19 protein-coding genes are annotated in these 22,125 nt (G+C 65.4%); 10 read left to right on the top strand and 9 right to left on the bottom strand.

The window, feature by feature from the left end; genetic code table 11:
- Positions 1-4 precede the first annotated feature (4 nt).
- From HRL41_RS02205 to HRL41_RS02180, 6 genes are all read right to left on the bottom strand, one after another.
- The gene (locus HRL41_RS02205) at positions 5-559 is read right to left on the bottom strand and encodes a hypothetical protein (RefSeq protein WP_172135327.1); all 555 of its coding nucleotides are present in this window, start codon (positions 557-559) and stop codon (positions 5-7) included.
- 252 nt (positions 560-811) lie between these two features.
- On the bottom strand, positions 812-3,115 hold the full coding sequence (gene arsS / locus HRL41_RS02200; RefSeq protein ID WP_216662463.1) for an arsenosugar biosynthesis radical SAM (seleno)protein ArsS: 2,304 nt from the start codon (positions 3,113-3,115) through the stop codon (positions 812-814).
- Between the two features lie 97 nt (positions 3,116-3,212).
- Complete coding sequence (locus HRL41_RS02195) at positions 3,213-4,301, bottom strand: GTP-binding protein (protein ID WP_172135326.1); 1,089 nt, start codon at positions 4,299-4,301, stop codon at positions 3,213-3,215.
- Positions 4,302-4,474: 173 nt separating this feature from the next.
- Positions 4,475-5,566: a methyltransferase domain-containing protein gene (locus HRL41_RS02190; RefSeq protein WP_172135325.1), complete on the bottom strand. Its 1,092-nt coding sequence runs from the start codon at positions 5,564-5,566 to the stop codon at positions 4,475-4,477.
- 199 nt (positions 5,567-5,765) lie between these two features.
- Positions 5,766-6,077: a type II toxin-antitoxin system RelE/ParE family toxin gene (locus HRL41_RS02185; protein WP_172135324.1), complete on the bottom strand. Its 312-nt coding sequence runs from the start codon at positions 6,075-6,077 to the stop codon at positions 5,766-5,768.
- Positions 6,070-6,375: a type II toxin-antitoxin system Phd/YefM family antitoxin gene (locus HRL41_RS02180; RefSeq protein ID WP_172135323.1), complete on the bottom strand. Its 306-nt coding sequence runs from the start codon at positions 6,373-6,375 to the stop codon at positions 6,070-6,072. Before HRL41_RS02180 ends, HRL41_RS02185 begins: the two co-directional genes overlap by 8 nt.
- A 545-nt stretch (positions 6,376-6,920) precedes the next feature.
- Between HRL41_RS02180 and HRL41_RS02175 the strand changes: the two genes are divergently transcribed.
- From HRL41_RS02175 to HRL41_RS02145, 7 genes are all read left to right on the top strand, one after another.
- Positions 6,921-7,979, top strand: coding sequence for a methyltransferase domain-containing protein (locus HRL41_RS02175; RefSeq protein ID WP_172135322.1), 1,059 nt, complete (start codon positions 6,921-6,923; stop codon positions 7,977-7,979).
- A gap of 83 nt (positions 7,980-8,062) precedes the next feature.
- Positions 8,063-10,690, top strand: a complete 2,628-nt coding sequence (locus HRL41_RS02170) for a molybdopterin-dependent oxidoreductase (protein WP_172135321.1) — start codon at positions 8,063-8,065, stop codon at positions 10,688-10,690.
- A 4-nt stretch (positions 10,691-10,694) separates the two neighbouring features.
- On the top strand, positions 10,695-11,375 hold the full coding sequence (locus tag HRL41_RS02165; protein WP_172135320.1) for a 4Fe-4S dicluster domain-containing protein: 681 nt from the start codon (positions 10,695-10,697) through the stop codon (positions 11,373-11,375).
- Positions 11,376-11,385: 10 nt separating this feature from the next.
- Entirely contained in the window at positions 11,386-12,078 is a 693-nt protein-coding gene (locus tag HRL41_RS02160) for a molecular chaperone (RefSeq protein WP_172135319.1), read from the top strand.
- Between the two features lie 9 nt (positions 12,079-12,087).
- A complete protein-coding gene (locus tag HRL41_RS02155) occupies positions 12,088-12,969 on the top strand; it encodes an MIP/aquaporin family protein (RefSeq protein ID WP_216662462.1) in 882 nt (293 codons plus the stop codon).
- A gap of 8 nt (positions 12,970-12,977) precedes the next feature.
- Positions 12,978-14,006 carry a hypothetical protein gene (locus HRL41_RS02150; RefSeq protein WP_172135317.1) on the top strand — a complete coding sequence of 343 codons (1,029 nt, stop codon included), beginning with the start codon at positions 12,978-12,980 and terminating at the stop codon, positions 14,004-14,006.
- A 327-nt stretch (positions 14,007-14,333) separates the two neighbouring features.
- A complete protein-coding gene (locus tag HRL41_RS02145; RefSeq protein WP_172135316.1) occupies positions 14,334-15,266 on the top strand; it encodes an Rpn family recombination-promoting nuclease/putative transposase in 933 nt (310 codons plus the stop codon).
- 142 nt (positions 15,267-15,408) lie between these two features.
- Here HRL41_RS02145 and HRL41_RS02140 read toward each other — a convergent pair whose 3' ends face one another.
- On the bottom strand, positions 15,409-16,446 hold the full coding sequence (locus tag HRL41_RS02140) for a branched-chain amino acid aminotransferase (RefSeq protein WP_172135315.1): 1,038 nt from the start codon (positions 16,444-16,446) through the stop codon (positions 15,409-15,411).
- Between the two features lie 365 nt (positions 16,447-16,811).
- Between HRL41_RS02140 and htpG the strand changes: the two genes are divergently transcribed.
- The 3 genes from htpG to HRL41_RS02125 all read left to right on the top strand — a co-directional run bounded on the left by htpG (position 16,812) and on the right by HRL41_RS02125 (position 20,278).
- Positions 16,812-18,776 (top strand): molecular chaperone HtpG, encoded by a 1,965-nt coding sequence (htpG, locus tag HRL41_RS02135; RefSeq protein ID WP_172135314.1) that lies wholly within the window; start codon positions 16,812-16,814, stop codon positions 18,774-18,776.
- Positions 18,777-18,847: 71 nt separating this feature from the next.
- A complete protein-coding gene (locus HRL41_RS02130; RefSeq protein WP_172135313.1) occupies positions 18,848-19,306 on the top strand; it encodes a hypothetical protein in 459 nt (152 codons plus the stop codon).
- 90 nt (positions 19,307-19,396) lie between these two features.
- Entirely contained in the window at positions 19,397-20,278 is an 882-nt protein-coding gene (locus tag HRL41_RS02125; protein WP_172135312.1) for a DUF2064 domain-containing protein, read from the top strand.
- A 207-nt stretch (positions 20,279-20,485) separates the two neighbouring features.
- Here the strand turns inward: HRL41_RS02125 and HRL41_RS02120 are convergent, their stop codons facing one another.
- Together HRL41_RS02120 and mihF are read right to left on the bottom strand one after the other, a co-directional pair.
- Positions 20,486-21,367: an RNA methyltransferase gene (locus HRL41_RS02120; RefSeq protein ID WP_172135311.1), complete on the bottom strand. Its 882-nt coding sequence runs from the start codon at positions 21,365-21,367 to the stop codon at positions 20,486-20,488.
- A gap of 293 nt (positions 21,368-21,660) precedes the next feature.
- The gene (gene mihF / locus HRL41_RS02115; protein WP_172135310.1) at positions 21,661-21,969 is read right to left on the bottom strand and encodes an integration host factor, actinobacterial type; all 309 of its coding nucleotides are present in this window, start codon (positions 21,967-21,969) and stop codon (positions 21,661-21,663) included.
- Positions 21,970-22,125: the final 156 nt, after the last annotated feature.

Below are 22,125 nucleotides of genomic sequence, written 5' to 3'. Positions count from 1 at the left end.
CGCTCTACGTCTTCCTCGGTGGGAGCTGGTGCGTTGGCACGCCTTTGATCGCCTTTCCTTTGGGGATGCAGCGCATGGGAAACTGCACCATCGGCTTGTCGGGCGTGTACATGTCGGGGTCTTTCGCCAAGGACCTGCACAGCTTGACGAGCTTCTCGGTCTCTCCCTCGATGGCAATGCCGTTGTTGTCGATCGCGAAGATGATGTAATCCCAGTAGATCGCCGAAACGGGGGTGAGCTTTACGTACATCTGCGGGGTCTTGGTGATCTTGCCTTGTCCGACCAGGCGCTCGAGGGTCTCCTTGACGAAGCCCTCGTCGAAGCCGGTCTTTTCGGCAACCTCGGCAGGCGTGCCGGGAAGGGCGCGCGCCATAGCGAATTCGTCGAGGTTGAAGGCTTGCGCGAGGAAATAGGCGGCGACGTCGTAGCGGTTGCTCGGAGCGAAGAACTCCGCCACTGCCTCATGGTAAACAGGGTCTATAGCGGGAAGGGGATCCCCCAGGATCCCCTTCAGCGTCCAGGTGGGAAAAGCACCGTGCTTGTACTGCTTCAGCTCCATCGCCAGCCTCCTCGCTCAAACAGGGTGAGCTCAGGCGCCCAAGCCGCATTCCCAAGCTGCGCTTGAGCGCCTTTCCTCTATGCCCATTCTGAAAGCCCGGCGCGACTTATGCCAGACGCGCAAATCCTGCCATCTCCGCAAAACCGCACGTAGGAGTCGAATCGGCGATTCTGTTTTGGAATACGAGGAGCGTCGGCTTTCCCGAAACCCGGCTGCTGGCGGCACCTGAGTCGTTCGAGCTGTCTGAAGCCGCTAGTCGGCGCTGTACTCGTGCACGAGGGAGCCGCCGCAGCTGCTTCCGAAGCCGGCTGAGCAGCTGTAGCACACGGGGTGCGTGCGCAGCGAGCGCTCGGGCAGCCCGCCTTTCGCCAGGTCCTCCACGCGCGCGTCGCGCGTCGCGCCGTCAGGCTCGTCCGCGTTCGCGGGCAGCTGGATGGGCAGCCCGAGCACGTGGTTCACCTCGCAGTCGTACAGGCGGCCGTCCACGTCGACGTTCACCTGGTCGCGGCACATCATGCGCTGCACCGCGAGCGCGTTGAAGTTCTCCACCAGAAGCTTGAGGTAGGAGTCGAACATGTTGGCGTCGAGCAGGTCGTGCGCGAAGCGGCCGAGCGGGTAGTTGTTGAACGCGAACAGGTCGTTGAACTCGATGCCCTCGCGGCGCGCGAGCTCCTCGCGGTAGAGGTCGGCCAGCATGTCCTGCGGGGGCGGCAGGAAGGGGCCGCTCACGTTGTACACCAGGTCGAGCGGCAGCCCGCCTGCGGCGGAGCCGTAGCCGCGCTCGTTGAGCCGGCGGATCACGCGCATGGCGCGCTCGAACACGCCGCGGCCGCGCTGGGCGTCGGCCGTCTCGGGGCTGTAGTAGGGTATGGAGGCCGTCACGTGCGCGCCCGCGGCGGCGTACTCGTCGATGAAGTGCGCGTATTCGGGCTGGTCGAGCAGCGTGAGGTTCGAGCGCACGATGACGTGCTCGCCCGCGGCCTGCGCGCGCCGCGCCGCCTCGGCCAGAAACCAGCTGAAGTCGGGGTGCAGCTCGGGCGAGCCGCCGGTGATGTCCATGACCTTGAAGCCGCCGGCGTCGAACGCGTCGAGGCACGCCTGCAGCGTCTCGCGGCTCATGGCCTCGCGGTTTCTCGGCGAGCACTCCAGGTAGCAGTGGCGGCATGCCAGGTTGCAGGCGTACGTGATGTTGACCTGCATGGTGGCGAGGGAGGGCGTGGCGGGCGCGGTGAGCACCTGCGCGGAGTTGACGCGCTCCTCGAAGCTCGGCTCGCCGATGCGCGCGAGCGCCTCGTCCACGTACGCGAGGTCGACGGCCTTCTTGCCGCTCCGCGCGGCCACGGCGTCCTGGGCGCGCTGGTAGTCGAACGCGCCGCGGTGCGCCCCGCGCGGGCGGATGTCGAAGTGCGCGCCGTAGCGCGACTGGGCGATCATCTCGGCCATGTTCCCGCTGATGGCCACGTCGCGTCCCTTGATGAGACGGATCTCGTCGGTGAGGTCGAAGTAGCGCGGCATCTCGGGGATGGTGCCCTTGTAGCGCGCGGTCTGCCCGTAGCTCTCGTGGGCGTCCTCGAGCCCCGTGGCCTTGATGGCGCGCACGGTGCGCGAGGTGAAGCCCATGAAGCCGAGCTTCGTCTCGAGGGCCAGGTCGCTCACGTGGATGTCGTCGATCACGGTGTAGAGGTAGCTCGCCCAGCCCTGGCGCGCCATCATGCGGCGGAAGTCGTCGAGGTAGATGGCGCCGCCGAGGCACTCGCCGCGCAGGACGGGGTCGTCGCGCAGCTCGGGCGGCATGCGGCGGTCGCAGAACACGTCGGAGAAGTACAGCTCGCCGCCGGGCTTGAGCACGCGGTAGACCTCGGAGAACACCTGCTCCTTGAACGGCGTGAGGTTGATGACGCAGTTGGACACCACCAGATCGACCGTGCCGTCCTCGATGCCGAGCTCGGCGAGGTCCTCGATGTAGCCGCACTTGAACTCCACGTTGGAGCGCGCGAAGCCGAAGCGCGCGGCCTGCTCGTCCTGGTAGGCGCGCGCCACGTCGAGCTGGGCGGGCGTCATGTCCACGCCGATCACGCGCCCCGTCTCGCCCACGAGCTTCGACAGGACGTACACGTCGCGGCCCACGCCGCAGCCCAGATCGACCACCGTGCAGCCCTCGAGCGCGGGCGGGATGGGGCTGCCGCAGCCGTAGAAGCGCTCCATGATCTCGTCGGCGATCTCGGGCATCACGTCGCGCACGTACTTCGGCGGCGCGTCGGTGGTGCAGCAGCACGCGTTGGTCTTGAGGTCGTCGGAGCCGGCCAGGATGCGCCCGTAGTACTCGCGCACCTGGTCGTGGATGGAGAGCTCCGCGTCGGGGATCTGGGAGGCGTCGAGCGAGGGCACGAGCGACGCATGCGCCACGTCGCGCCCGGCGCCCTGCGCGCCTGCGGCCTCCCGCGGCGCGTTCGCGCCCGAGCTCGCGCCCTGCGCGCCTTGCGTGCCCTTCGCGTTCGCGGCGGGCGTCCCTTCGGCGCCTTCTACGCCTTCAGTATGGTTCTTCTCTTCTGTCATGACTCGTTCCAGCTCGTCTCTCGGTCGGTCTCGCTTGGGTCCGTGCGGCGCCAGGCGCCTGGGTGGCGGCGAGGATGCGTGCCCTCAGCTTCGCGCCCTAGCGCCCCTCGTCGGCCATGCCGAAGCACTCGGTGAAGAACACCTGGCAGTCGAGGTCGTAGCGGTCGCAGACCTCGTCCACGGCGTCGTCCACGATGCGCGCCATCGGGCGCGACTCGCACACGGCGCGCGCGTTGATGATCATGCGCATGTTCTTGTGGCCGCGCAGGAACTCCTGCTCGTATTCGGTGTCGTAGTCCACGCCGATGAGCGACGCCTTGTTGAAGTCGCCGTTGCCCGAGGTGGCGAACGTCTTGAGGTGCGGCACGTTGCGCTTGCGCTCGATGAGCCCCATGCGGATCTCCTCGATGAGGTCGTCCACCACGGCGTTCATGTCGATCTTCTCGCCGGAGTTCGTCTTGAAGAACACGCGGCGGTTGTACCAGGTGAGCTTCGCCTCGGCCTGCTCGAACTCGTGGTTGTTGCGCACGGAGAAGTTCTTGAGCTCCGTCTCGTGCGTGGTGAGGTACTTCGCCAGCTCCTCGATGCCCGCCTTCTCGCGCGCGGAGATGGTGAGCACGGGGATGTCGGGCACGGCGGTTGTGAGGAAGTCCACGTAGCGTGCGATGTCCGCGTCGGTGAGCAGGTCACATTTGTTGAGCACCACGAGGTCGGCTTCCTCCAGCTGGAGCTTCAGCAGGTAGACGAGCTCCTCGGGCAGGTTGATGTCGGCCTTCTCGGGCATGATCATGCGCAGGCGCTCGGGGTCGACGATCACCGTGAACGGCGACAGCACGAACTCGTCGGCATGCGCGTCGGCGAGCGTGTGGTACACGTGGTCGAGCGCGCCCACGCCGCAGCCGGGGATGTCGCTCATGACGAACACGGCGCCGTCCTTGTCGCGCAGGCGCCTGATCTGGTCGATGGTGTTGTCCATCTGGTAGCAGATGCAGCCTGACGCGATCTCGGCCACAGTGCAGCCGCTCGTCTGCGTGAGGTTGGTGTCGACCAGGTTCGCACCCAGGTCGTTGGCGATGATGGCCGTCTCGCCGTAGGTGCGGTTCATGTGCTCGGCCAGGGCGATCATCGTGGTGGTCTTGCCAGCGCCCAGAAATCCGCTGACGACCATGAATCTGATGGGTTCCATTGAGAGTTCTGTCTCCTCGTCGTAAGTTGGCTTGCAGCATTATAGCGTGCGAGGCGCCCGCCTGCTCTGACGGGCGCCTCGCACGCCGGGGGAGAGGCGGGGTGCCGGCTGCTCCTCGAGCATGCTCTTCCGGGCTCCGGGCTCCGGGCTCCGGGCGCCCCCCGGCGCCTTCGCTAGCAGCAGCTGACCTGGATGGGCTGGTCGTCCTCGTCCACCACGCCGTCGAAGTCGGGCGCGCACTTGATGATGCGGTCGCCGCGAATGTCGCCGTAGTGCACGTCGCGCGAGCCGGTGACGCTGATGACTTTCGCGTAGCGCGTGGCAAGCGGCAGCACCGAAACGTTGTCGCACGTGGGGCACGCCTTTCCGGCGGGGAGCTTGATGTCCTTGTCGTACAGGAAGAACTCAGGGTAGCCGGGCAGCGAGCCGTCGTAGGTGACCTCCTCGCCGTAGTCCTCGCAGTGGTCGGACGTGAGCTCGGAGTTGATGAGGCGGCTCGTGATGGTGGCGAACGCGATGCCGGGGTAGACGGCGGCCTCGTCGGGCGAGACAGGCGTCTGCCACGTCATGAGGTAGCGCGGGTCGTGGAATCCGGCAGCTTGCGCCAGACGGCGGAAGTCCTCGATGAACAGGGCGCCGCCCAGGCGCATGGCGACGTTCTCCACCTGGTCGGACGTTGCCTGTGGGATGCGGCGGTCGCAGAACACGTCGGTGAAGTACCACTCGCCGCCGTCCTTCAGCACGCGCTTGACCTCGGCGATGTAGCGCTCCTTGTCCGGCGACAGGTTGAACGTGCAGTTGGAGATGACCACGTCGACCGACCCGTCGGCGACGAACGAGAGGTCCTCGGGCGCGGCGTTCACCAGCTCGACGTTGCACTCGTCGTAGCCGAACTGCTTGATCTCCTGCGCGAGGTACTTCTGCGCGACGGCGAGGCGCGCGGCTACCGGCTCGACGCCGATGACCTTGCCCTGCGCGCCGACGAGCTGGGCGGCCAGGTAGGTGTCGCGGCCGCTTCCGCAGCACAGGTCGAGCACGGTGCAGCCTTCCAGAAGCGGCGGCAGGGGAGCGCCGAACTCGTGGAACGTGTTCTTGATCTCGGCCGACACGTTGTAGAGCAGCGGGCGGGCTTCCTCGGGGATGGTGCCGTCGGCGTCGCGCGTGCGGGCGGTCGCCTGGGGGTCGCGCCCCTGGGTCTGGGCGATGGCGGCGTAGTAGGCGAGGTAGTCCCCCTCGGCTTTGCGATAGTAGGCGGCGTAGTCCATAAAGCTGTCCTTGATCTCCGATTGGCTTGCTTCAAATAACTAGTTGACTAAGTCTAGCATAAATGAGCTGACTGAGCCTAGCATAGAGAAGAGGGCCGGGAGCCAGGGAGAACCGCTCGGCTGCAAGAGCCGTGCTGCTGCAAGGAGCGCTCTGCTGCAAGGACCGCCCTGCCGCAAGAGCCGCCCTGCGCGATGCGCGTCAGAACTCGACGAGAGAGTAGGCGTCTATGTCTTGGCGCTGGTGGAGGATGCGGTACACCGTGAGCGTGGCTTCGTCGAAGCGGTAGAAGACGGTATAGGGATTCGCCAGGACGGTGCGGTAATCGTGCTCAAGGTTGTCGTGGTGGAAGTGCCCGCCTGCGTCGGGGAAGCGGCGCGCCATGTCAAGCGCTGCGTCGATGCTCTGCATGGCGGCGAGGGCGGCCTGCGGCGAGCTGCGCTCGACGGCCAGGAAGATGGCGATGGACTCGCGGTCAAGGTGGGCGCGCGGGCGCCAGGCTATGTCAAGCATAGTCGATGCCCCACAGCGCGAAGATCTCGCGCATCTTGGCGTCCGACTCCTCCTTGGACATGGACTGCGGGCGGTAGCGCTCCTCGATCTCCGCCTCGCGCAGGGCGAGGTAGCGGCGGTTGTTGCGCTCGGCGGCCTCGTATGCGGCGCTGTCCATCAGGACGTAGGAGGGCGCGCCGTTCTTGGTGAGCACCACGGGCTTCCACGTCTCGGTTGCCTGCTCGCACACGCTGTTGAGCTGCGTGCGCAGGTCGGTGATGGGTCGGATGACGGGCAGCTCGGCAAGGGCAGGGTTCATGGCGCCTCGTTTCCCCAGAGGATTGATTTGCGATGAATTATATACGGAATTCCACAATGAATAAAGTACTGAGAGCGAGTTTGCGGGCTTGACGCGGCGCGCTCATGCGAAAGGCCGTGCGTGCGGAAGTGCGGTTGCGCGCGATGCGAGGCGCGTTCGCGTGAAGAAGGCGCCTGCCCGCACACGGCGCGCGAACGAAGCCCCGCAAGAAGCCCGCAAGGGAGGCCGAAGAAGGCGCCTGCACGCGCACGGTGCGCGGGCGTTCCCGTCTCATGACACAGGAGAGCGGCCGGCAACTTGGGGGGTTGCTGCCGACCGCTCTCCTGTGTGTTTCAGACCGTCCTCAATATAAGACATAATCTATTAGCAGTCAAGCACTAATTTTGGCACACCTCTTGTAATTTTCGTGTAAAACTTTACAATTTGAAACTGCTATTGGACTTAAACCAATAGTAATAGGCCGCAATCAATCAAATAAAGCATATAAGGGGGGATTGCCAAGGGTTGCAGGTGAGCGGCGAAGACTAGGAAGGAAGGATTTGCGCATGAGTGAAGACATTCGCGAGAAGGTCAAGGAGTACTACAGCGCTCTTCAGTCGTCCGGCGACCTGAAGACGAGCGTGTGCTCGTGCTCGTCGGCCTCGCAGGAGGTCCAGGACATCATCGACGGCCTGCCTGCTGAGGTGAACGAGCGCTTCTACGGATGCGGAAGCCCCATTCCGCCGATGATCGAGGGCTGCACGGTGCTCGACCTGGGCTGCGGCACGGGCCGCGACGTGTTCGTGCTGTCGAAGCTGGTTGGCGAGAAGGGTCGCGTGATCGGCGTGGACATGACCGAGAGCCAGCTCGAGGTCGGCCGCAAGTACCAAGACGAGGTGGCGCGCGCATACGGGTACGCCGCCAGCAACGTGGAGTTCAAGTGCGGCTACATCGAGGACCTCGCCGCGCTCGGCATCGCCGATGACTCCATCGACGTGGTCATCTCCAACTGCGTCATCAACCTCTCCCCGTTCAAGGAGCAGGTGTTCTCCGAGGTTTGGCGCGTGCTGAAGGAGGGCGGCGAGCTGTACTTCTCCGACATCTTCGTCGACCGCCGCATGACCGAGGCCCAGCAGAACGATCCCGTCCTGCGCGGGGAATGCATCGGCGGCGCGATGTACATCGAGGACTTCCGCCGTCTCATGCGCCGCGTGGGCTGGGATGACTTCCGCTACACCGCCTCGCGCGTAAAGCACGTCGACGACGCCGAGCTGGCCGCCAAGGTCGAGGGCGCCACGTTCTTCTCGCGCACCGTGCGCGCGTTCAAGCTGCCCGCGCAGCTCGAGGACCTCTGCGAGCAGTACAACCAGAAGGCCACCTACCTTGGCACCATCCCCGGCATGCCCGACTACTTCGACCTTGACGACCACCATCGCTTCATGAAGGACGTGCCGCTCGACGTGTGCGGCAACTCGTGCGCCATGGTGGAGAACACGCGCTTCGGCGCGGCGTTTGCCATCGAGGGCGACCGCTCGGTCCACTACGGCCCGTTCCCCGGCTGCGGCAACATTCCGTACGACACCGGCGACGACGAGGACGGCGGCTGCGGCTGCGGCTGCTGCTAACGCGCCCCAGAGCCGCCTCGCGAGGGCGGCCTCAAAGCAGGTTGAGGAAAGCAAGAAGAGAGAAAGGAGGGGACTTTCACCTCATGGATCGTCGTACGTTTTTGAAACTATCCGCCGCCACCTGCGGCGCGGCTGCGCTGGCCGCGCAGCCCTTGGCAGCGTTCGCCGAGGCGCCCGGTGCCGTGGAGGACGTGAGCTCCAGCTCGGGCTCCTCCAAGGGCTCGGGCAAATGGGTGATGTCGAGCTGCCAGGGCTGCACGTCGAACTGCGCCGTGCGCGTGTACGTGCAGGACGGCCGCGCCACCAAGGTCGAGGGCAACCCCAACGCCAAGGGCAACCATGGCTGCGTGTGCCCTAACGCCTTGCTGGCGCTCCAGCAGCAATACGACCCCGATCGCGTGAAATACCCCATGCGCCGCACGAACCCCGAGAAGGGCCGCGGCATCGACCCGGGCTTCGTCCCCGTCAGCTGGGACGAGGCGCTCGACGAGATCGCGGACAAGCTGCTCGAGCTGCGCGACAACGGCGAGGCTCACAAGCTCGCCGTGGCGAAGGGCCGCTCCACCGGCATCGCCGACGTCTTCCACAAGGCGCTGCCCGAGATCTACGGCACGCCGAACCGCTTCTCCCACTCGTCCATCTGCGCCGAGGCTGAGAAGCTGGCCACCGGCGCGCTCTGCGGATACTGGGACTACCACGACTACGACATGCTCCACACGAAGTACGTCATCATGTGGGGCGCCGACCCCATATCGTCGAACCGCCAGATCTCCAACGCGATCAGCCAGTTCGACAAGATGCATGCGAACGCCAAGATCATCGTGGTCGACCCGCGCCTGTCCGCCACGGCCGCCAAGGCCGACAAGTGGCTGCCCATCATCCCGGGCACCGACGGCGCGCTGGCCTCGGCCATGGCGCACGTCATCCTCAAGGAGGGCCTGTGGAACAAGGAGTTCGTGGGCGACTTCGAGGACGGCTTCAACTACTTCGGCAGCGGCGAGCCGCTTGACGAGAACCTGTGGGAGGTCTACGGGAAGTACCGCGGCGGCAACCAGGTGTATCCGGGCGGCCCCAGCTCGTCGAACGAGTACTGGTTCGACGAGAAGTACACCCACGGCATTTGCCGCTGGTGGAACCTGGAGCTGCACGACAAGACTCCTGAGTGGGCGGCCGAGATAACCGGCATCGACGCGGAGACCATCGTGGAGGTGGCGCGCGCGTTCGCCACGCAGAAGAACAAGGCCATCTCGTGGATCTCGCCGGGCGTGTGCATGACGGCGCGCGGCGCCTACACGGGCATGGCGTGCTTTGCGCTGAACGGCCTGGTGGGCTCCTACGAGGCCGAGGGCGGCGTGATGCGCAGCCCGAGCATCTCCACGGGGCATCTGGCCGACATGTACGCCTACAAGGACTCCAAGGCGAAGAAGGGCCTGAAGAAGGCCAAGGCCGACCAGCGCCAGAACTTCGACTTCGTGTCCATCGAGAAGGGCGAGTCCGGCCACAACCAGAACACCAACCGCGTCGCCGACGCCATCATCTCGGGTGAGCCGTACCAGATCAAGATGATGATCTCGTACTGGAACAACTGGGCGTACTCCTGCACCGGCGCCCAGCGCTGGGAGGAGGCGCTGCCCAAGCTCGAGTTCTTCGTGCACATCACCACGAACGCCTCCGAGATGAGCCAGTTCGCCGACATCGTGCTCCCCGCGAAGCACCATATGTTCGAGGCGTGGGGCTTCGTGAAGAACAAGCAGAACCTCTACGGCTACCTGAGCGTCGAGCAGCCGTGCGTCGAGACGCTGTTCGAGGCGAGGAACGACGAGACGGAGATCGCGTGGGCGCTCGCCGAGAAGCTGCGCGATAAGGGCTGGAGCAAGCTCTACGACTATTACTCCATCGAATGCCACGACGCCTACGGCGGCAACCGTCCCACCAACGCCGAGGAGTTCGGCCAGTCGGTGGTGCGCCGCTTCACGCAGCCCGCGTGGGACCCGTCCGCGGCGGCCGGCGGCGACGACATCAAGAAGTGGTCCGACTTCCTGAAGAACGGCGTGTGGAACTCCGACCGCATGACCTACAAGAAGCACTACAAGGACTTCGGCACGCACACGGGCAAGTTCGAGTTCTACAGCGAGACGCTGCGCGAGATCCTGCTCGAGCACTGCAACAGCTACAAGACCGACGTGAACTCCCTCATGGAGGCGTGCAACTACCAGGCACGCGACGGCCTGTGCTTCGTGCCGCACTACGAGGAGCCGCTGCGCCACGGCGACGAGGGCGACTTCCCGTTCGTGTTCAGCGAGCACCGCTCGCGCCTGAACCGCGAGGGCCGCAGCGCCAACCTCACGTGGTACCAGGAGTTCAAGGATTCCGATCCCGGTGACGAGGCGTGGGATGACGTCCTCAAGGTCAACCCGTCCGACATGAGAAAACTCGGCTTGAAGGACGGCGACGAGATCGTGGTGACTTCTCCGAGCGGCTCGATCACGGTGCACGCGAAGGGCTGGGAGGGCACGCGCCCCGGCGTGGTGGTGAAGTGCTACGGCCAGGGGCACTGGGCCTACGGGCACGTGGCTGCGGTTGACTTCGAGCACGCCAAGCCCCGCGGCGGCAACAACAACGAGATCCTGCCGGCCGAGTGGGAGCGCCTGAGCTCCTCGACCGCGCGTCACGGCGGCGTCACGCGCGTTGCGATCAAGAAGGCGAGGTAGGCATATGACCAAGTATGCAATGCTCATCGACCTGGGCAAATGCGTTGGCTGCAGCGCCTGCCAGATCGCGTGCAAGATCGAGAACACCGTGGGCGAGGGGCATTTCTACTCGCGTCACGAGACGGTGATGTCGGGGACGTTCCCGAAGGTGACGTACCGCTACATCCCCACGATGTGCAACCACTGCGACAACGCGGCCTGCGTGGCGGCGTGCCCGGTGGGGGCGCAGAAGAAGGTAGACGGGCTCACCATCCACGACGACGCGGCCTGCATCGGCTGCGGCGCGTGCGTGGCGGCGTGCCCCTACGGCTTCACCATGATGCGCGACCCGAAGGCGTTCGACGAGTTCGCGTCGACCGACGAGCTGATCGAGGGCTGCACGTCCTCGGGCGCCGAGGTGGCGAAGGAGTCCGGCGCGCCGGTCCCGTACGGCAACTTCAAGGTGACGAGCGAGTCGCTCCTCATGGACGCGGGCAAGTCCGAGAAGTGCAACTTCTGCAAGCACCTGATCGACGCGGGCGATGACCCCTACTGCGTGCACATGTGCCCGGCGGGCGCGCGCATCTGGGGCGACGTGGAGGACCCCGAGTCCGACATCGCGAAGGCCCTGGCCGACTCCGACGTGTCGGTGAGCCATCCCGAGTACGGGACCAGCCCCAACGTGTACTACGTGGGGAAGTTCTAGGGTGCGCCGCATGCTGATGACCGAAGAGGAGCTAATCTGCCAAGCCACGGTGCTTCGCCTGACGGCGCGCCTGCTGCGCTACCCGGCCGACGGCGCGGGCGCCCCTGAGCTTGCCGCGTGCGCGCGCGAGCTGGCGGGGCTGTTCACCGACGAGGCGGACGAGCACGCGCTGGCGCTCGAGGCGGCTGCAGCCGCCGAGCGCGCGGAGGGCCTCGAGCTTGAGCGCGACTACACGTCGCTGTTCATAGGGGCGTTCGAGATGCTCGCGCCTCCGTACGCGTCGTACTACCTCGACGGCGAGCGCCGTCTGGGCGGCGCGAGCACGGTAGCCGTCGAGCGGGCCTACGAGCGCTTCGGGCTCGTGCTCGCGGAGAGCCGCAAGCAGCCGGGCGACCACCTGGCGACGATGTGCGAGTTTCTGTTCGCCGTGCTGCGCGACGCGGCGCTGGCGGGCGAGGCTGCCGCTGCGGACGGGGACGCTGCGGGCGGGGACGCTGCTGCGGCGCGCGCCGACGAGCTCGCGCGGCTCGCCAGCGACTTCTTCGCACGCTACGTGCGTCCGTGGGTGGGCGCGATGAGCGCCTCGGTCGTCAGCTGCGCGCAAACCGACTTCTATCGCAACCTGGGGAGGCTCCTTCCGCTGGTCTTGGTGGAGGACTCCCTTCTGATCGAAACGAACCTCATGCAGGAAGCAGAAAAGTAAGGATCAATGATGAAGAACAAGACTTTGAAACTCATCACCGGAGAGTTCATCGGCACGTTCATGATGTGCTTCTTCGGCATCGGCGCCGTGGCGGTGACGTCGCTGTGCGGCACCATGACGGGCAACTACCAGGTGGGCCTGATGTGGGGCATCACCATCGCCATCGCCATCTACGTGTGCCGCCACTTCTCGGGCGCGCACTTCAACCCGGCCGTCTCGGTGGCCATGGTGGTCGCCGGGCGCATGCCCGCGTGCGAGCTGATCCCCTACCTCATCGGGCAGTTCGTGGGCGCGTGGGTCGCCGCCATGGCGCTGTGGGGCCTGTTCGCCGACACCGTCATGAAGTGGCTTGCTGACAACGGCGTGACCATGATGGCCAAGAACGCCGCGTCGAGCATCTGGTGCGAGGTGTTCCCGAACAACTCGGCCGCCATCGTGAGCAACGTGGTGGGCGCCTGCGCCGAGGGCCTCGGCGTGTTCATCCTGGTGCTCGTGATCTTCTCGCTCACCTCCACCGAGAACACCGGCCGCCCGAACAGCCACCTCGCGCCGCTGTTCATCGGCCTGACCGTCTCCATCATCATCGGCACGGTGGGCCCGCTCACCAACGCCGGCTTGAACCCCGCGCGTGACCTGGGCCCGCGCCTGGTCGGCTACATGGTGGGCTTCGGCAACCTGGCGTTCAGCTGGGACGCCATCCTGGTGTACACCGTCGGCCCGCTCGTCGGCGGCGTCCTGGCGGCGCTCGTGTACAAGTTCATCCTGATGCCGATGCACTGCCAGTGCGTCATCGACGGCGAGACGCCCTGCCCTGACGCTCACGCCTGCGGCGGCGAGACGTGCGACAAGATCGCCAACAAGGAGATCGCGGCCATCGAGAAGAACCTGTAGGGGCTCTCATGTCGGGAAAGACGACGCACGCCGAACGAGGCGCAACGCCGTGCGAGCTTGCGCGCACGAGAGCCGCCGTCGTGGTGGCGGTGATCGCGTGCTGCGTCGCGGTGGCGGCGGCCTTGGGCGCTGCTGCGGGCGCGGGCGCAAGCGAGCCCGCATACCGCCTGGCCAAGGCCACCCTCTCCGACTGCACGGCTTCGGCGGAGGCTGACTCGGCCATCGAGAGCACGTCCGGGGCTCTGCTCGAGGGGCTGTCGTTCGTGGAGGGCAACCCGTTCTTCCTGAACGTGCGCGAGGCGCTCGTGAGCGACTGCCGCTTCCCGCTTCCCACGGAGAAGTTCGTGGAGAAGTGCGAGTGGAAGTACGACGACGCGGGCAACGTGAAGACGGCCACCTTCTACAAGAGCACCAACGAGCTCTCGCGCGTGCAGCTGTCCTACGACGCGCACGGCTCGGCGTCGAAGGTGATCGGCTGGACGTACGCCGACGAGGGAGACGGGCGCGGCGTCGTGCGCCATGACTTCGAGACGTCCATCGTGAACGAGAAGCTCTCGGGCAGCGCTTACGGCGCGAACAAGTTCACGGTCGTGCATGACGACACCACGTCGAACGACACGGTGCTGTTCACCTACGACAAGGACAAGAACCTGAACACGGTAGCCTCGAAGGGCAAGCACGAGTGGGCCGTCGACGTCAGCTACGTCACGGCGCAGAAGGTGCCCAAGACGCTGAAGCTGTCCGAGGACGGAAAGGGCGCTGGCGCGTACCTGGCGCCGACCTACGACGGCGCGAACAAGCTCGTGTCGCTCAAGAGGGGCACGTGGGAAGGCGACGAGGTGCAGCTTTCGGGTGACGAGTACGTGATCCAGTATTCGGGCGGCAAGTACTCGAAGGTCCGCTACTACCAAGATGACGTCGAGGTGAAGTACTACGACTTCAAATACGACGAGCACGGGAACCTCACGTCGATCCGCGTGTACAAGAAGGGCGGCGTGCAGCTCTACAACATCACGTTCGCTTACGAGCTCGCATAAGCGCTCGGGGCGGCGACAAGAGCTCTGACAGCAGAGGGCCCGCCACCATGTGGCGGGCCCTCTGCGCTTTGCTTCGATGCAGGGTAGTCCAGGCTGGCCGCCTTGGGTTTCTGCTCTGGTCTTTTTTCGAGCAAAAGCCCAGTTCGAAGCCTTTTTCTTTATCGAACAATAAAAGATTCTTATGCCTTGTTTTGTCGCGATGTCTTGTAGTCATTTTACAAACAAACGTTTGTTTTTCGTACAAAAGTACGCTATAATATGCCCATGTTAACGAGAGGGCAGGAGGACCCGATGGAGACGAGGAATCTGACGTTCGCAGATGCGCCCATGTTCGATCGCGTCATGTCTGATGAAGCCGTGTGCCGGGAGGTGGTGGAAGTCGTGCTCGGCGTTGAGGTGGGCCGAGTTGTGTACCATAACGTCGAGCAAGTCATCGAGCCTACGATCGACGGGCGCGGGGTGCGCCTCGACGCCTACCTCGTCGGCGAGGAGGCGGTCTACGACGTCGAGATGCAAGCATACGGCCGCATGTGCATCGACAAGCGCTTCCGCTACTACCAGTCCGTCATCGACGTGGGGCTTTTGCGCAAGGGGGAGGACTATGACCTCCTGCCTGACAGTTTCATCATATTTATCTGCACTGATGACCCCTATGAGGACGGTCTGCCGCGCTACGATTTCGAGCGCGTGTGCGTGGAGCATCCGTCGCTGCTCTCGGGGTGCGGGTCGCATTGGGTCGTGCTGAACGCGGCGGCCTACCAAGGCGTTGAGGACAGCCGTTTGCGGAGCCTGCTAAAATACGTGAGAGACGGAGTTGTCGGCGCTGACCCTTTGGTCAGGATGATCGACGGCAAGGTAAGCGAGGCCAATCGAGACCGAAGGTGGGTGGAGCAGGTGTTCTCAGTCATGACTGTCGAAGAAGACGCCGCCATGCAGGTCCGCATGGCGAAGCGCGTATACCGTAAAGAGGGTCTGGAAGAAGGCCGCAAGGAAGGGCTTGCCGAAGGACGCAAGGAAGGTCGTGCCGAGGGCCGCAAGGAAGGGCTTGCGATGGGCATTGAGGAAGGCCTTGCCGAGGGACGTGCCAAAGGGCGTGCCGAAGGACGTGCTGAGGGGCGTGCCGAGGGACGTGCCGAGGCGGAGAAGCGCTATGGCGAGCTGGTCTCGCGGCTGCTTGCCGACGGTCGCCTAGATGACCTCAAGCAGGTCGCGGAAGACCCATCCTTGCTCGAAGGGCTCTACGAGGAGTTGGGGATCTAGCAAGCGAACGGGCGGTGCGACGCAGCCGCGTCGCACCGCCCGTGGACGAGGGGCGCTTGCCGGCGTTTGACGCGAGGCTTGCTGCAAACGGCGAGCCTCGCGTCAAACGCGAATGAGAGCGCTCCTGCGATCGCTTCGTGCGCTAGCAGATCTCGACGATCCAGCCCTCGGGACCCTCGATGGCGCCGCTCTGGATGTCGGTCAGGGTGCGGCGCAGCTTGCTCATGACGGGGCCGGCGTTTTCGGCGCCGTCGACGAACGTGACGTCGACGCCCTCAGCTTCGATGTGGCCCACCGGCGAGATGACGGCCGCAGTGCCGCACAGGCCGCACTCCACGAAGTCGCCGTTGGTGACCTCCTCGAACTTCACGGGGCGCTCGACGACGCTCATGCCCAGGATGTCCTTGGCGACCGTGACGAGCGAGCGGCGCGTGATGGAGGGCAGGATCGAGTTCGTGTGCGACTGCGGCACCACGAGGTTGCCCTGCTTGTCCACGAAGAGCACGTTCGCGCCGCCGGTCTCCTCCACGTAGGTGCGCGTGGCGGAGTCGAGGTAGAGGTTCTCGGAGTAGCCGCGCTTGTGCGCCTCCTCGTAGGGGTGCAGGCTCATGGCGTAGTTGAGGCCCGCCTTGATGTCGCCGGTGCCGCGCGGCGCTGCGCGGTCGTAGTCGGCCACGGTGATGGTGATGGCCTCCTTGCCGCCCTTGAAGTAGGGGCCCACCGGGGTGACGAGGATGCGGAACTGGTACTCGGTGGCCGGCTTCACGCCGATGACCACGCCGGTCGCGAACATGTAGGGGCGCACGTACAGCGTGGCGCCCGAGCCGAAGGGCGGGACCCACTCCTTGTTCGCCTCGACGACCATCTTCACGGCCTCGACGAACTTGTCCTGCGGGAACTCGGGCATGACCAGGCGCTTGGCGGAGTCGGCCATGCGCGCGGCGTTCAGGTCGGGGCGGAAGCACACGATGCGCCCGTCTTCGGTGGTGTACGCCTTCAGGCCCTCGAAGACTTCCTGGCAGTAGTGCAGGATGCCGGCGCACTCGCTCACGGTGACGCTGTGGTCGGTGGTCAGGCCGCCTTCTTCCCACGCGCCGTCCTTGTAGTTGCACACGTAGCTGTAGCTCGTCTCCATGTAGCCGAAGCCGAGGTTGCCCCAGTCGATGTCCTTCTTTTCCACGGTTGCTCATCTCCCGTACTAATCGGTCAACTCTTTGTAACCGCATATTCTAACGCGCGCGTGGACGCATGGCGGGTGCAGGTCGGCCACGCGTAACAAAAGATTAACAGGCGGCAGAGGGGATGAGGCGGAAGAGGCGGGCGGGAGGAAGGGGCGGAGGGCATGATGTAGAAGAGGCGACGTGGAGGAAGGGAGAGAGGGGAAGGCGGCGGAGGGGATGAGGCGCAAAGCGCCGTCCGGCACATGGCGAAAATCTGATGGCGCTTGACAGAGATTTCCTGCGCTATAGAATTCCTTCTTAGCACTCGAAGGCTGTGACTGCTAAAACACCTCAGCCACCCGCAAGCGAAAGAAGGACGATGCCCATGCGCAAGTTCAAAACCGAGAGCAAGAAGCTGCTCGACCTCATGATCAACTCCATCTACACCAATCGCGAGATCTTCCTGCGCGAGCTCATCTCGAACGCGTCCGACGCGGTCGACAAGCTCTACTTCAAGAGCCTCACGGACTCGAGCGTCGAGATCAACCGAGCCGACCTCGCCATCCGCGTGGCGTTCGACGCCGACGCGCGCACCGTCACCGTGTCCGACAACGGCATCGGCATGAGCAAGGACGACCTCGACAAGAACCTCGGCACCATCGCGCACTCCGACTCGTTCGAGTTCAAGACCGCCAACGCCGAGGAGCCCACGGCTGACGTCGACATCATCGGGCAGTTCGGCGTGGGCTTCTACTCCGCCTTCATGGTGGGCTCGAAGGTGCGCGTCGTCTCGCGCGCCTACGGCAGCGACGAGGCCTGGGCCTGGGAGTCTGACGGCATCGAGGGCTATACCATCGAGGCCGCCGAGCGCGCCGAGCACGGCACGGACGTCGTCGTGTTCCTGAAGGAGAACACCGACGACGAGCGCTACGACACCTACTGCAGCGAGTACGGCCTGACCGACCTCATCAAGCGCTACAGCAACTACGTGCGCTACCCCATCCAGATGGAGCTTGAGAAGTCGCGCATGAAACCGAAGCCGGCCGACGCGCCCGATGACTACAAGCCCGAGTTCGAGAACTACACGGCGGTCGAGACCATCAACTCCATGATCCCCATCTGGAAGCGCAAGAAGGCTGACGTCTCCCAAGACGAGTACAACGAGTTCTACAAGACCGACTTCCACGACTTCGAGGACCCGGCGCGCACCATCTCGCTGCATGCCGAGGGCACGCTGACCTATGACGCGCTCATGTTCGTGCCGGGCCACGCGCCCTACGACATGTACTCCAAGGAGTACAAGAAGGGCCTCGCGCTGTACAGCTCGGGCGTGCTCATCATGGACAAGTGCGAGGAGCTCGTGCCCGACTACTTCAACTTCATGCGCGGCGTGGTCGACTCGGCTGACCTCACGCTGAACATCTCGCGTGAGACGCTGCAGCACAACGGCCAGCTCAAGGCCATCGCGCGCCGCCTCGAGAAGAAGGTCAAGTCCGACCTGGCCGACATGCGCGACAACGACCGCGAGGCGTACGAGAAGTTCTTCGGCGAGTTCGGCCGCACCATGAAGTACGGCGTGTACTCGAGCTACGGCATGGCCAAGGACGTGCTGGCCGACCTCCTGCTGTTCTACTCGGCGAAGCAGAAGAAGATGATCACGCTCGACGAGTACCTCAGCCAGGCGCCGGCTGACGCCGAGTCCGTCTTCTTCGCCGCAGGCGACTCGCTCGAGCGCCTCGCGCAGATGCCCATCGTGACCACGGTTCTGGCGAAGGGCTACGACGTGCTTCTGTGCGATCAGAACGTCGACGAGTTCTGCATGATGGCGCTGGGCACCTACTCCAGCAAGGACATCGTGTCGATGGACGCCGAGGGCGATGCCGAGGCCGAGCCGAAGGTGTTCACGATCAAGAACGTCGGCGGCGAGGACCTGGGCCTGACCACCGACGAGGAGAAGAAGGAGGCCGAGGAGGCCACCACGGAGAACTCCGCGCTGTTCGACGTGATGAAGGAGGCGCTCGAGGGCAAGGTCGAGAAGGTGGTCGTGTCCACGCGCCTGACCGACGCGCCGGTGGTGCTGACCACCGAGGGCGCCGTCTCGCTCAAGATGGCGCAGATGTTCAAGGAGAACGCCGTGGGCAGCGACGAGGCTCCCGAGCTGCACGTGATCCTCGAGGTGAACGCCAAGCACCCGGTGTTCGGCACCCTGAAGGCCGCGCACGTGGCGGGCGACGACGACAAGGTGAAGACCTACACCGGCATCCTCTACGACCAGGCCATGCTCATGGAGGGCCTCCCCGTGGAGGATCCCATCGCGTTCGCCCAGGCCGTGACCGCGCTCATGAAGTAGCGCGTATAATGGGCGTCGTCCTCCCACCGGCTGGCGGGAGGGCGACGCATCGAGTGAGGAAGGTGTTTCGCATGGGGTCTTACGAGCGGGAACAGCAGATGGTCGCAGCGGGGGAGTGCGAGCGCGGGCAGACGGCGCGTGACTACTTCGCGCAGCTCGACGCGGCGCTCACCGACGAGACAGCGCACCTGTCGCATCGTCCCGACTACTCGAAGACGCTCTTCGCGCCGGAGAACGACGACCTCTACCGGGAGTTCTGCTCTTACGTCGACCTGCCTGAGCCGCGGTACTTCGATGCCCTGGAGAACCCGCTGCGCGTGGAGGGCTACACGGCGGCCGACGTCTACTTCGCCATGAAGGCGCACAACGACCGCATCGTGGCCATCGACGGCGCAGCCGTGTACAACATGATGGCGAACTTGCGGAAGAACCCCGCCGTCTACCTCAAGGTGCTCGACTTCCGTCCCACCTGCTACCAGTGCGGCTGCGGCTCGAAAGACGCCGCCTTCGACCGCGGCTACTACGGCTAGCCTGCGCTGGGCTGCTGCTCCGTGCGAGGGCGGTGCGGGCGTGTTAGCATGGGTTCCGCACGAAAACCGAGGCGAGAGGCGCGAGGGAGCATGGAGACAAGAGAGCGAAGAAACGCGTTGCTGCTGTTCAGCAAGGTGCCGGAGGCCGGGCTGGTGAAGACGCGCCTGACCACGCTGAAGGACGGCGCGTTTGCGCCCGAGGTGGCGAGCGCCCTGTACCACTGCATGCTCTTCGACGTGGTGGAGATCTGCTGCGCGGCGCTCTCCGCGCTCGAGGAGCGCTCCGAGGCGGCGTGCGCGGCGGCCGAGGCGCGCGGCGAGGAGGGCGTGCGCGACGTCTACGAGCTCGTGATCTCCACGACGCCCGCGGGCAACGTGGAGGCGATGCGCAAGCTGTTCGCGGACGCGGGGGAATGGCCGCGCGAGCTGGTGATGATCGCCGACGAGGGCGCGAGCTTCGACGAGCACTACAACCACGCGTTCGAGCAGACGTGGGAGCGCGGCGCCGACTGCATCCTGTCGATGGGCGCCGACATGCCTGCGCTCACCGTGAACGACGTGCTCGCCGGGTTCGAGGCGCTGCACAAGCTCGACGGCGTTGACGGCGGCGGCATCGTGCTCGCGCCTGACCAGGAGATGGGCGTGTCGGTGATCGGGTGGACGCGCGCGACGGACTTCGACCACTCAGGCGTGTTCTACAACTCCGACGGCCTCACGGTGCTGCCCGCCTACATCCAGAAGGCCCGCGCGCTCGGGCTGCCGGCGCTCTACCTGCCGCCCATCCCCGACGTGGACACCATGGCCGACCTCATGCACAACATCACGCTCGTGGAGGCGCTCAACTACTGCGCGCCCTTCGACGGCAACACGCCGCCGTGGCGCACCGCCGACGCGCTCGCGCAGATGGGCTGGGACGAGGTGCGCGTGATGCCGAACGACCTGCACGACCCGCGCGAGCACATCGACAAGTAGGGGGTGGCGGGCGCCTGCTGCCGCGGCGTGCTTGTCGTCGCGGCGCGCCCGTCGCTTGCTGCCGCGGGGGCGCTTTCTGCCGCGGCGCGCCCGTCGCTTGCAGTCGCGGCGTGCTTGCTGCCGCGGCGCTCTTGCTGCCGCGGTGCGCCCGCCGCTTGCCCGCTCGCGCCCCCCGCTTCATCCCGCTTCCGAGCCGTCGCGGCCCGCTTAGCGCGAGAGCCCCGCCAGATTCCGGAACTGCCAGAACGCCACGGCGGAGGCGGCCGCCACGTTGAGCGAGTCGACGCCGTGGGCCATGGGGATGCGCACGGTGCAGTCGCACTGCGCGATGGTGGAGGGCGCAAGCCCGTCGCCCTCGGTGCCGAACACGAGCGCCAGCCTCTCGGCGCGCGCGAGCGACTCGTCGTCGAGCGATACCGAGTCGTCCTCGAGCGCCATGGCGGCCACCGTGAACCCCAGCTCGCGCAGAAGCGGGATGCCCGTGCTCGCCCATGCGGCCGACGGGCGGCCGGGGCGCCCCTTCGCGGGCGCTGCGTCGTCGCCGATGCGCGTCCAAGGCACCTGGAACACCGTGCCCATCGACACGCGCACGGCGCGGCGGTACAGCGGGTCGTAGCAGGTGGGGCTCACGAGCACGGCGTCCACGCCGAGTGCCGCCGCCGAGCGGAAGATGGCGCCCACGTTGGTGTGGTTCGTGATGTTCTCGAGCACCGTCACCAGGCGCGCGTCGCGCACCACCTCCTCCACGCTCGGCAGCGCGGGGCGGTGGAACGCGCCGAGCGCGCCGCGCGTGAGCTCGAAGCCCGTGAGCTCCTCGAGCGCCGCGTGCGGCGCCACGAACACGGGTAGATCGGGGCGGGCCGCCTCCATGCGCGCGATGAGGCCGTCGGTCGCGTGCAGCCACTTCTCCTCCATGAGCAGCGACAACGGCTCCATGCCGCCCTCGAGGGCGCGCTCGATCACCTTGGCGCCCTCGGCGATGAACAGCGCGCGCTCGGGCTCGAGGCGGCTGCGCAGCTGCGCCTCGGTGAGCCGCGCGTAGGCGTCGAGCCGCGCGTCGTCGAGCGTGTCAACGTGAATCAGGGGCATGACGGGACTCCTTGCATGTTCGGAGGGAGGTTTTGGCAGAAATCTTCAGATGTTTGTCATTTTGAGGGTGCTGTTGGGGCCTTTTGGGGCTCCTGTCCCTGACGTGCTCGGCAAAACACCAGGTCAGTTTTGCCCGCCGCTATCTCATGCATCCACGCGGACGAGATTTCCCCCTCAAATTGACAAACATCTGAAGATTTCTGCCAAAACGGCGGCGGGAAAACGCAAGGGGTGCGCATCTCGTCCGATGCGCACCCCTTGAGGCAGCTTCCGCCGACGTATGAGAGTCGGATCTAGGAGAGCGCTTCGAGCAGGTTCTTCATCTGGTTGGAGCCGAGGCCCTGGATGCGGCGGTCGGCCGGGATGCCGAGCTCCTCGAGGAGCTTCTCGGTCTTCACCTTGCCGAAGCCGGGGATGGCGCTCACGAAAGCCTTGACCTTCATGCGGCCGATCACCGGGTCGTCGGCCTTGCCGAGGACCTCCGCCGGGGTCATGATGCCCATGGAGAGCTTCTGGGTGATCTCGGAGCGCTGGGCGCGGACGACGCGGGCCTTCTCAAGCGCAGCGGCGCGCTGCTCGGGGGTCATGGTAGGTGCAGCCATGTCAACTCTTTCTCTAAGGCCGCCGAGCAGGTGCCCGGCAGCTTCCGACGAGAGCGCGTCAAGCCGCGTCACGTGGGGTGAGGCGGACGCGCTCTGATGAATAAACAGAATTGATGGTACTCGAACATGCGGGGAAATGCACTAGTTTTCTTCGGA

The organism is Adlercreutzia sp. ZJ473, assembly GCF_013185065.1.
In the GTDB taxonomy this organism is placed as follows: Bacteria; Actinomycetota; Coriobacteriia; order Coriobacteriales; family Eggerthellaceae; genus CAAEEV01.
Note: the sequence above shows the minus strand (reverse complement) of the source record. Positions and strands in the feature narration are given on the sequence as shown.

What these genes read in the sequence shown, in the direction of transcription:
- HRL41_RS02205 (WP_172135327.1), bottom strand. Translation starts at nt 559, where the DNA reads ATGGAGCTGAAGCAGTACAAGCACGGTGCTTTTCCCACCTGGACGCTG.
- arsS (WP_216662463.1), bottom strand. Translation starts at nt 3,115, where the DNA reads ATGACAGAAGAGAAGAACCATACTGAAGGCGTAGAAGGCGCCGAAGGG.
- HRL41_RS02195 (WP_172135326.1), bottom strand. Translation starts at nt 4,301, where the DNA reads ATGGAACCCATCAGATTCATGGTCGTCAGCGGATTTCTGGGCGCTGGC.
- HRL41_RS02190 (WP_172135325.1), bottom strand. Translation starts at nt 5,566, where the DNA reads ATGGACTACGCCGCCTACTATCGCAAAGCCGAGGGGGACTACCTCGCC.
- HRL41_RS02185 (WP_172135324.1), bottom strand. Translation starts at nt 6,077, where the DNA reads ATGCTTGACATAGCCTGGCGCCCGCGCGCCCACCTTGACCGCGAGTCC.
- HRL41_RS02180 (WP_172135323.1), bottom strand. Translation starts at nt 6,375, where the DNA reads ATGAACCCTGCCCTTGCCGAGCTGCCCGTCATCCGACCCATCACCGAC.
- HRL41_RS02175 (WP_172135322.1), top strand. Translation starts at nt 6,921, where the DNA reads ATGAGTGAAGACATTCGCGAGAAGGTCAAGGAGTACTACAGCGCTCTT.
- HRL41_RS02170 (WP_172135321.1), top strand. Translation starts at nt 8,063, where the DNA reads ATGGATCGTCGTACGTTTTTGAAACTATCCGCCGCCACCTGCGGCGCG.
- HRL41_RS02165 (WP_172135320.1), top strand. Translation starts at nt 10,695, where the DNA reads ATGACCAAGTATGCAATGCTCATCGACCTGGGCAAATGCGTTGGCTGC.
- HRL41_RS02160 (WP_172135319.1), top strand. Translation starts at nt 11,386, where the DNA reads ATGCTGATGACCGAAGAGGAGCTAATCTGCCAAGCCACGGTGCTTCGC.
- HRL41_RS02155 (WP_216662462.1), top strand. Translation starts at nt 12,088, where the DNA reads ATGAAGAACAAGACTTTGAAACTCATCACCGGAGAGTTCATCGGCACG.
- HRL41_RS02150 (WP_172135317.1), top strand. Translation starts at nt 12,978, where the DNA reads ATGTCGGGAAAGACGACGCACGCCGAACGAGGCGCAACGCCGTGCGAG.
- HRL41_RS02145 (WP_172135316.1), top strand. Translation starts at nt 14,334, where the DNA reads ATGTTCGATCGCGTCATGTCTGATGAAGCCGTGTGCCGGGAGGTGGTG.
- htpG (WP_172135314.1), top strand. Translation starts at nt 16,812, where the DNA reads ATGCGCAAGTTCAAAACCGAGAGCAAGAAGCTGCTCGACCTCATGATC.
- HRL41_RS02130 (WP_172135313.1), top strand. Translation starts at nt 18,848, where the DNA reads ATGGGGTCTTACGAGCGGGAACAGCAGATGGTCGCAGCGGGGGAGTGC.
- HRL41_RS02125 (WP_172135312.1), top strand. Translation starts at nt 19,397, where the DNA reads ATGGAGACAAGAGAGCGAAGAAACGCGTTGCTGCTGTTCAGCAAGGTG.
- HRL41_RS02120 (WP_172135311.1), bottom strand. Translation starts at nt 21,367, where the DNA reads ATGCCCCTGATTCACGTTGACACGCTCGACGACGCGCGGCTCGACGCC.
- mihF (WP_172135310.1), bottom strand. Translation starts at nt 21,969, where the DNA reads ATGGCTGCACCTACCATGACCCCCGAGCAGCGCGCCGCTGCGCTTGAG.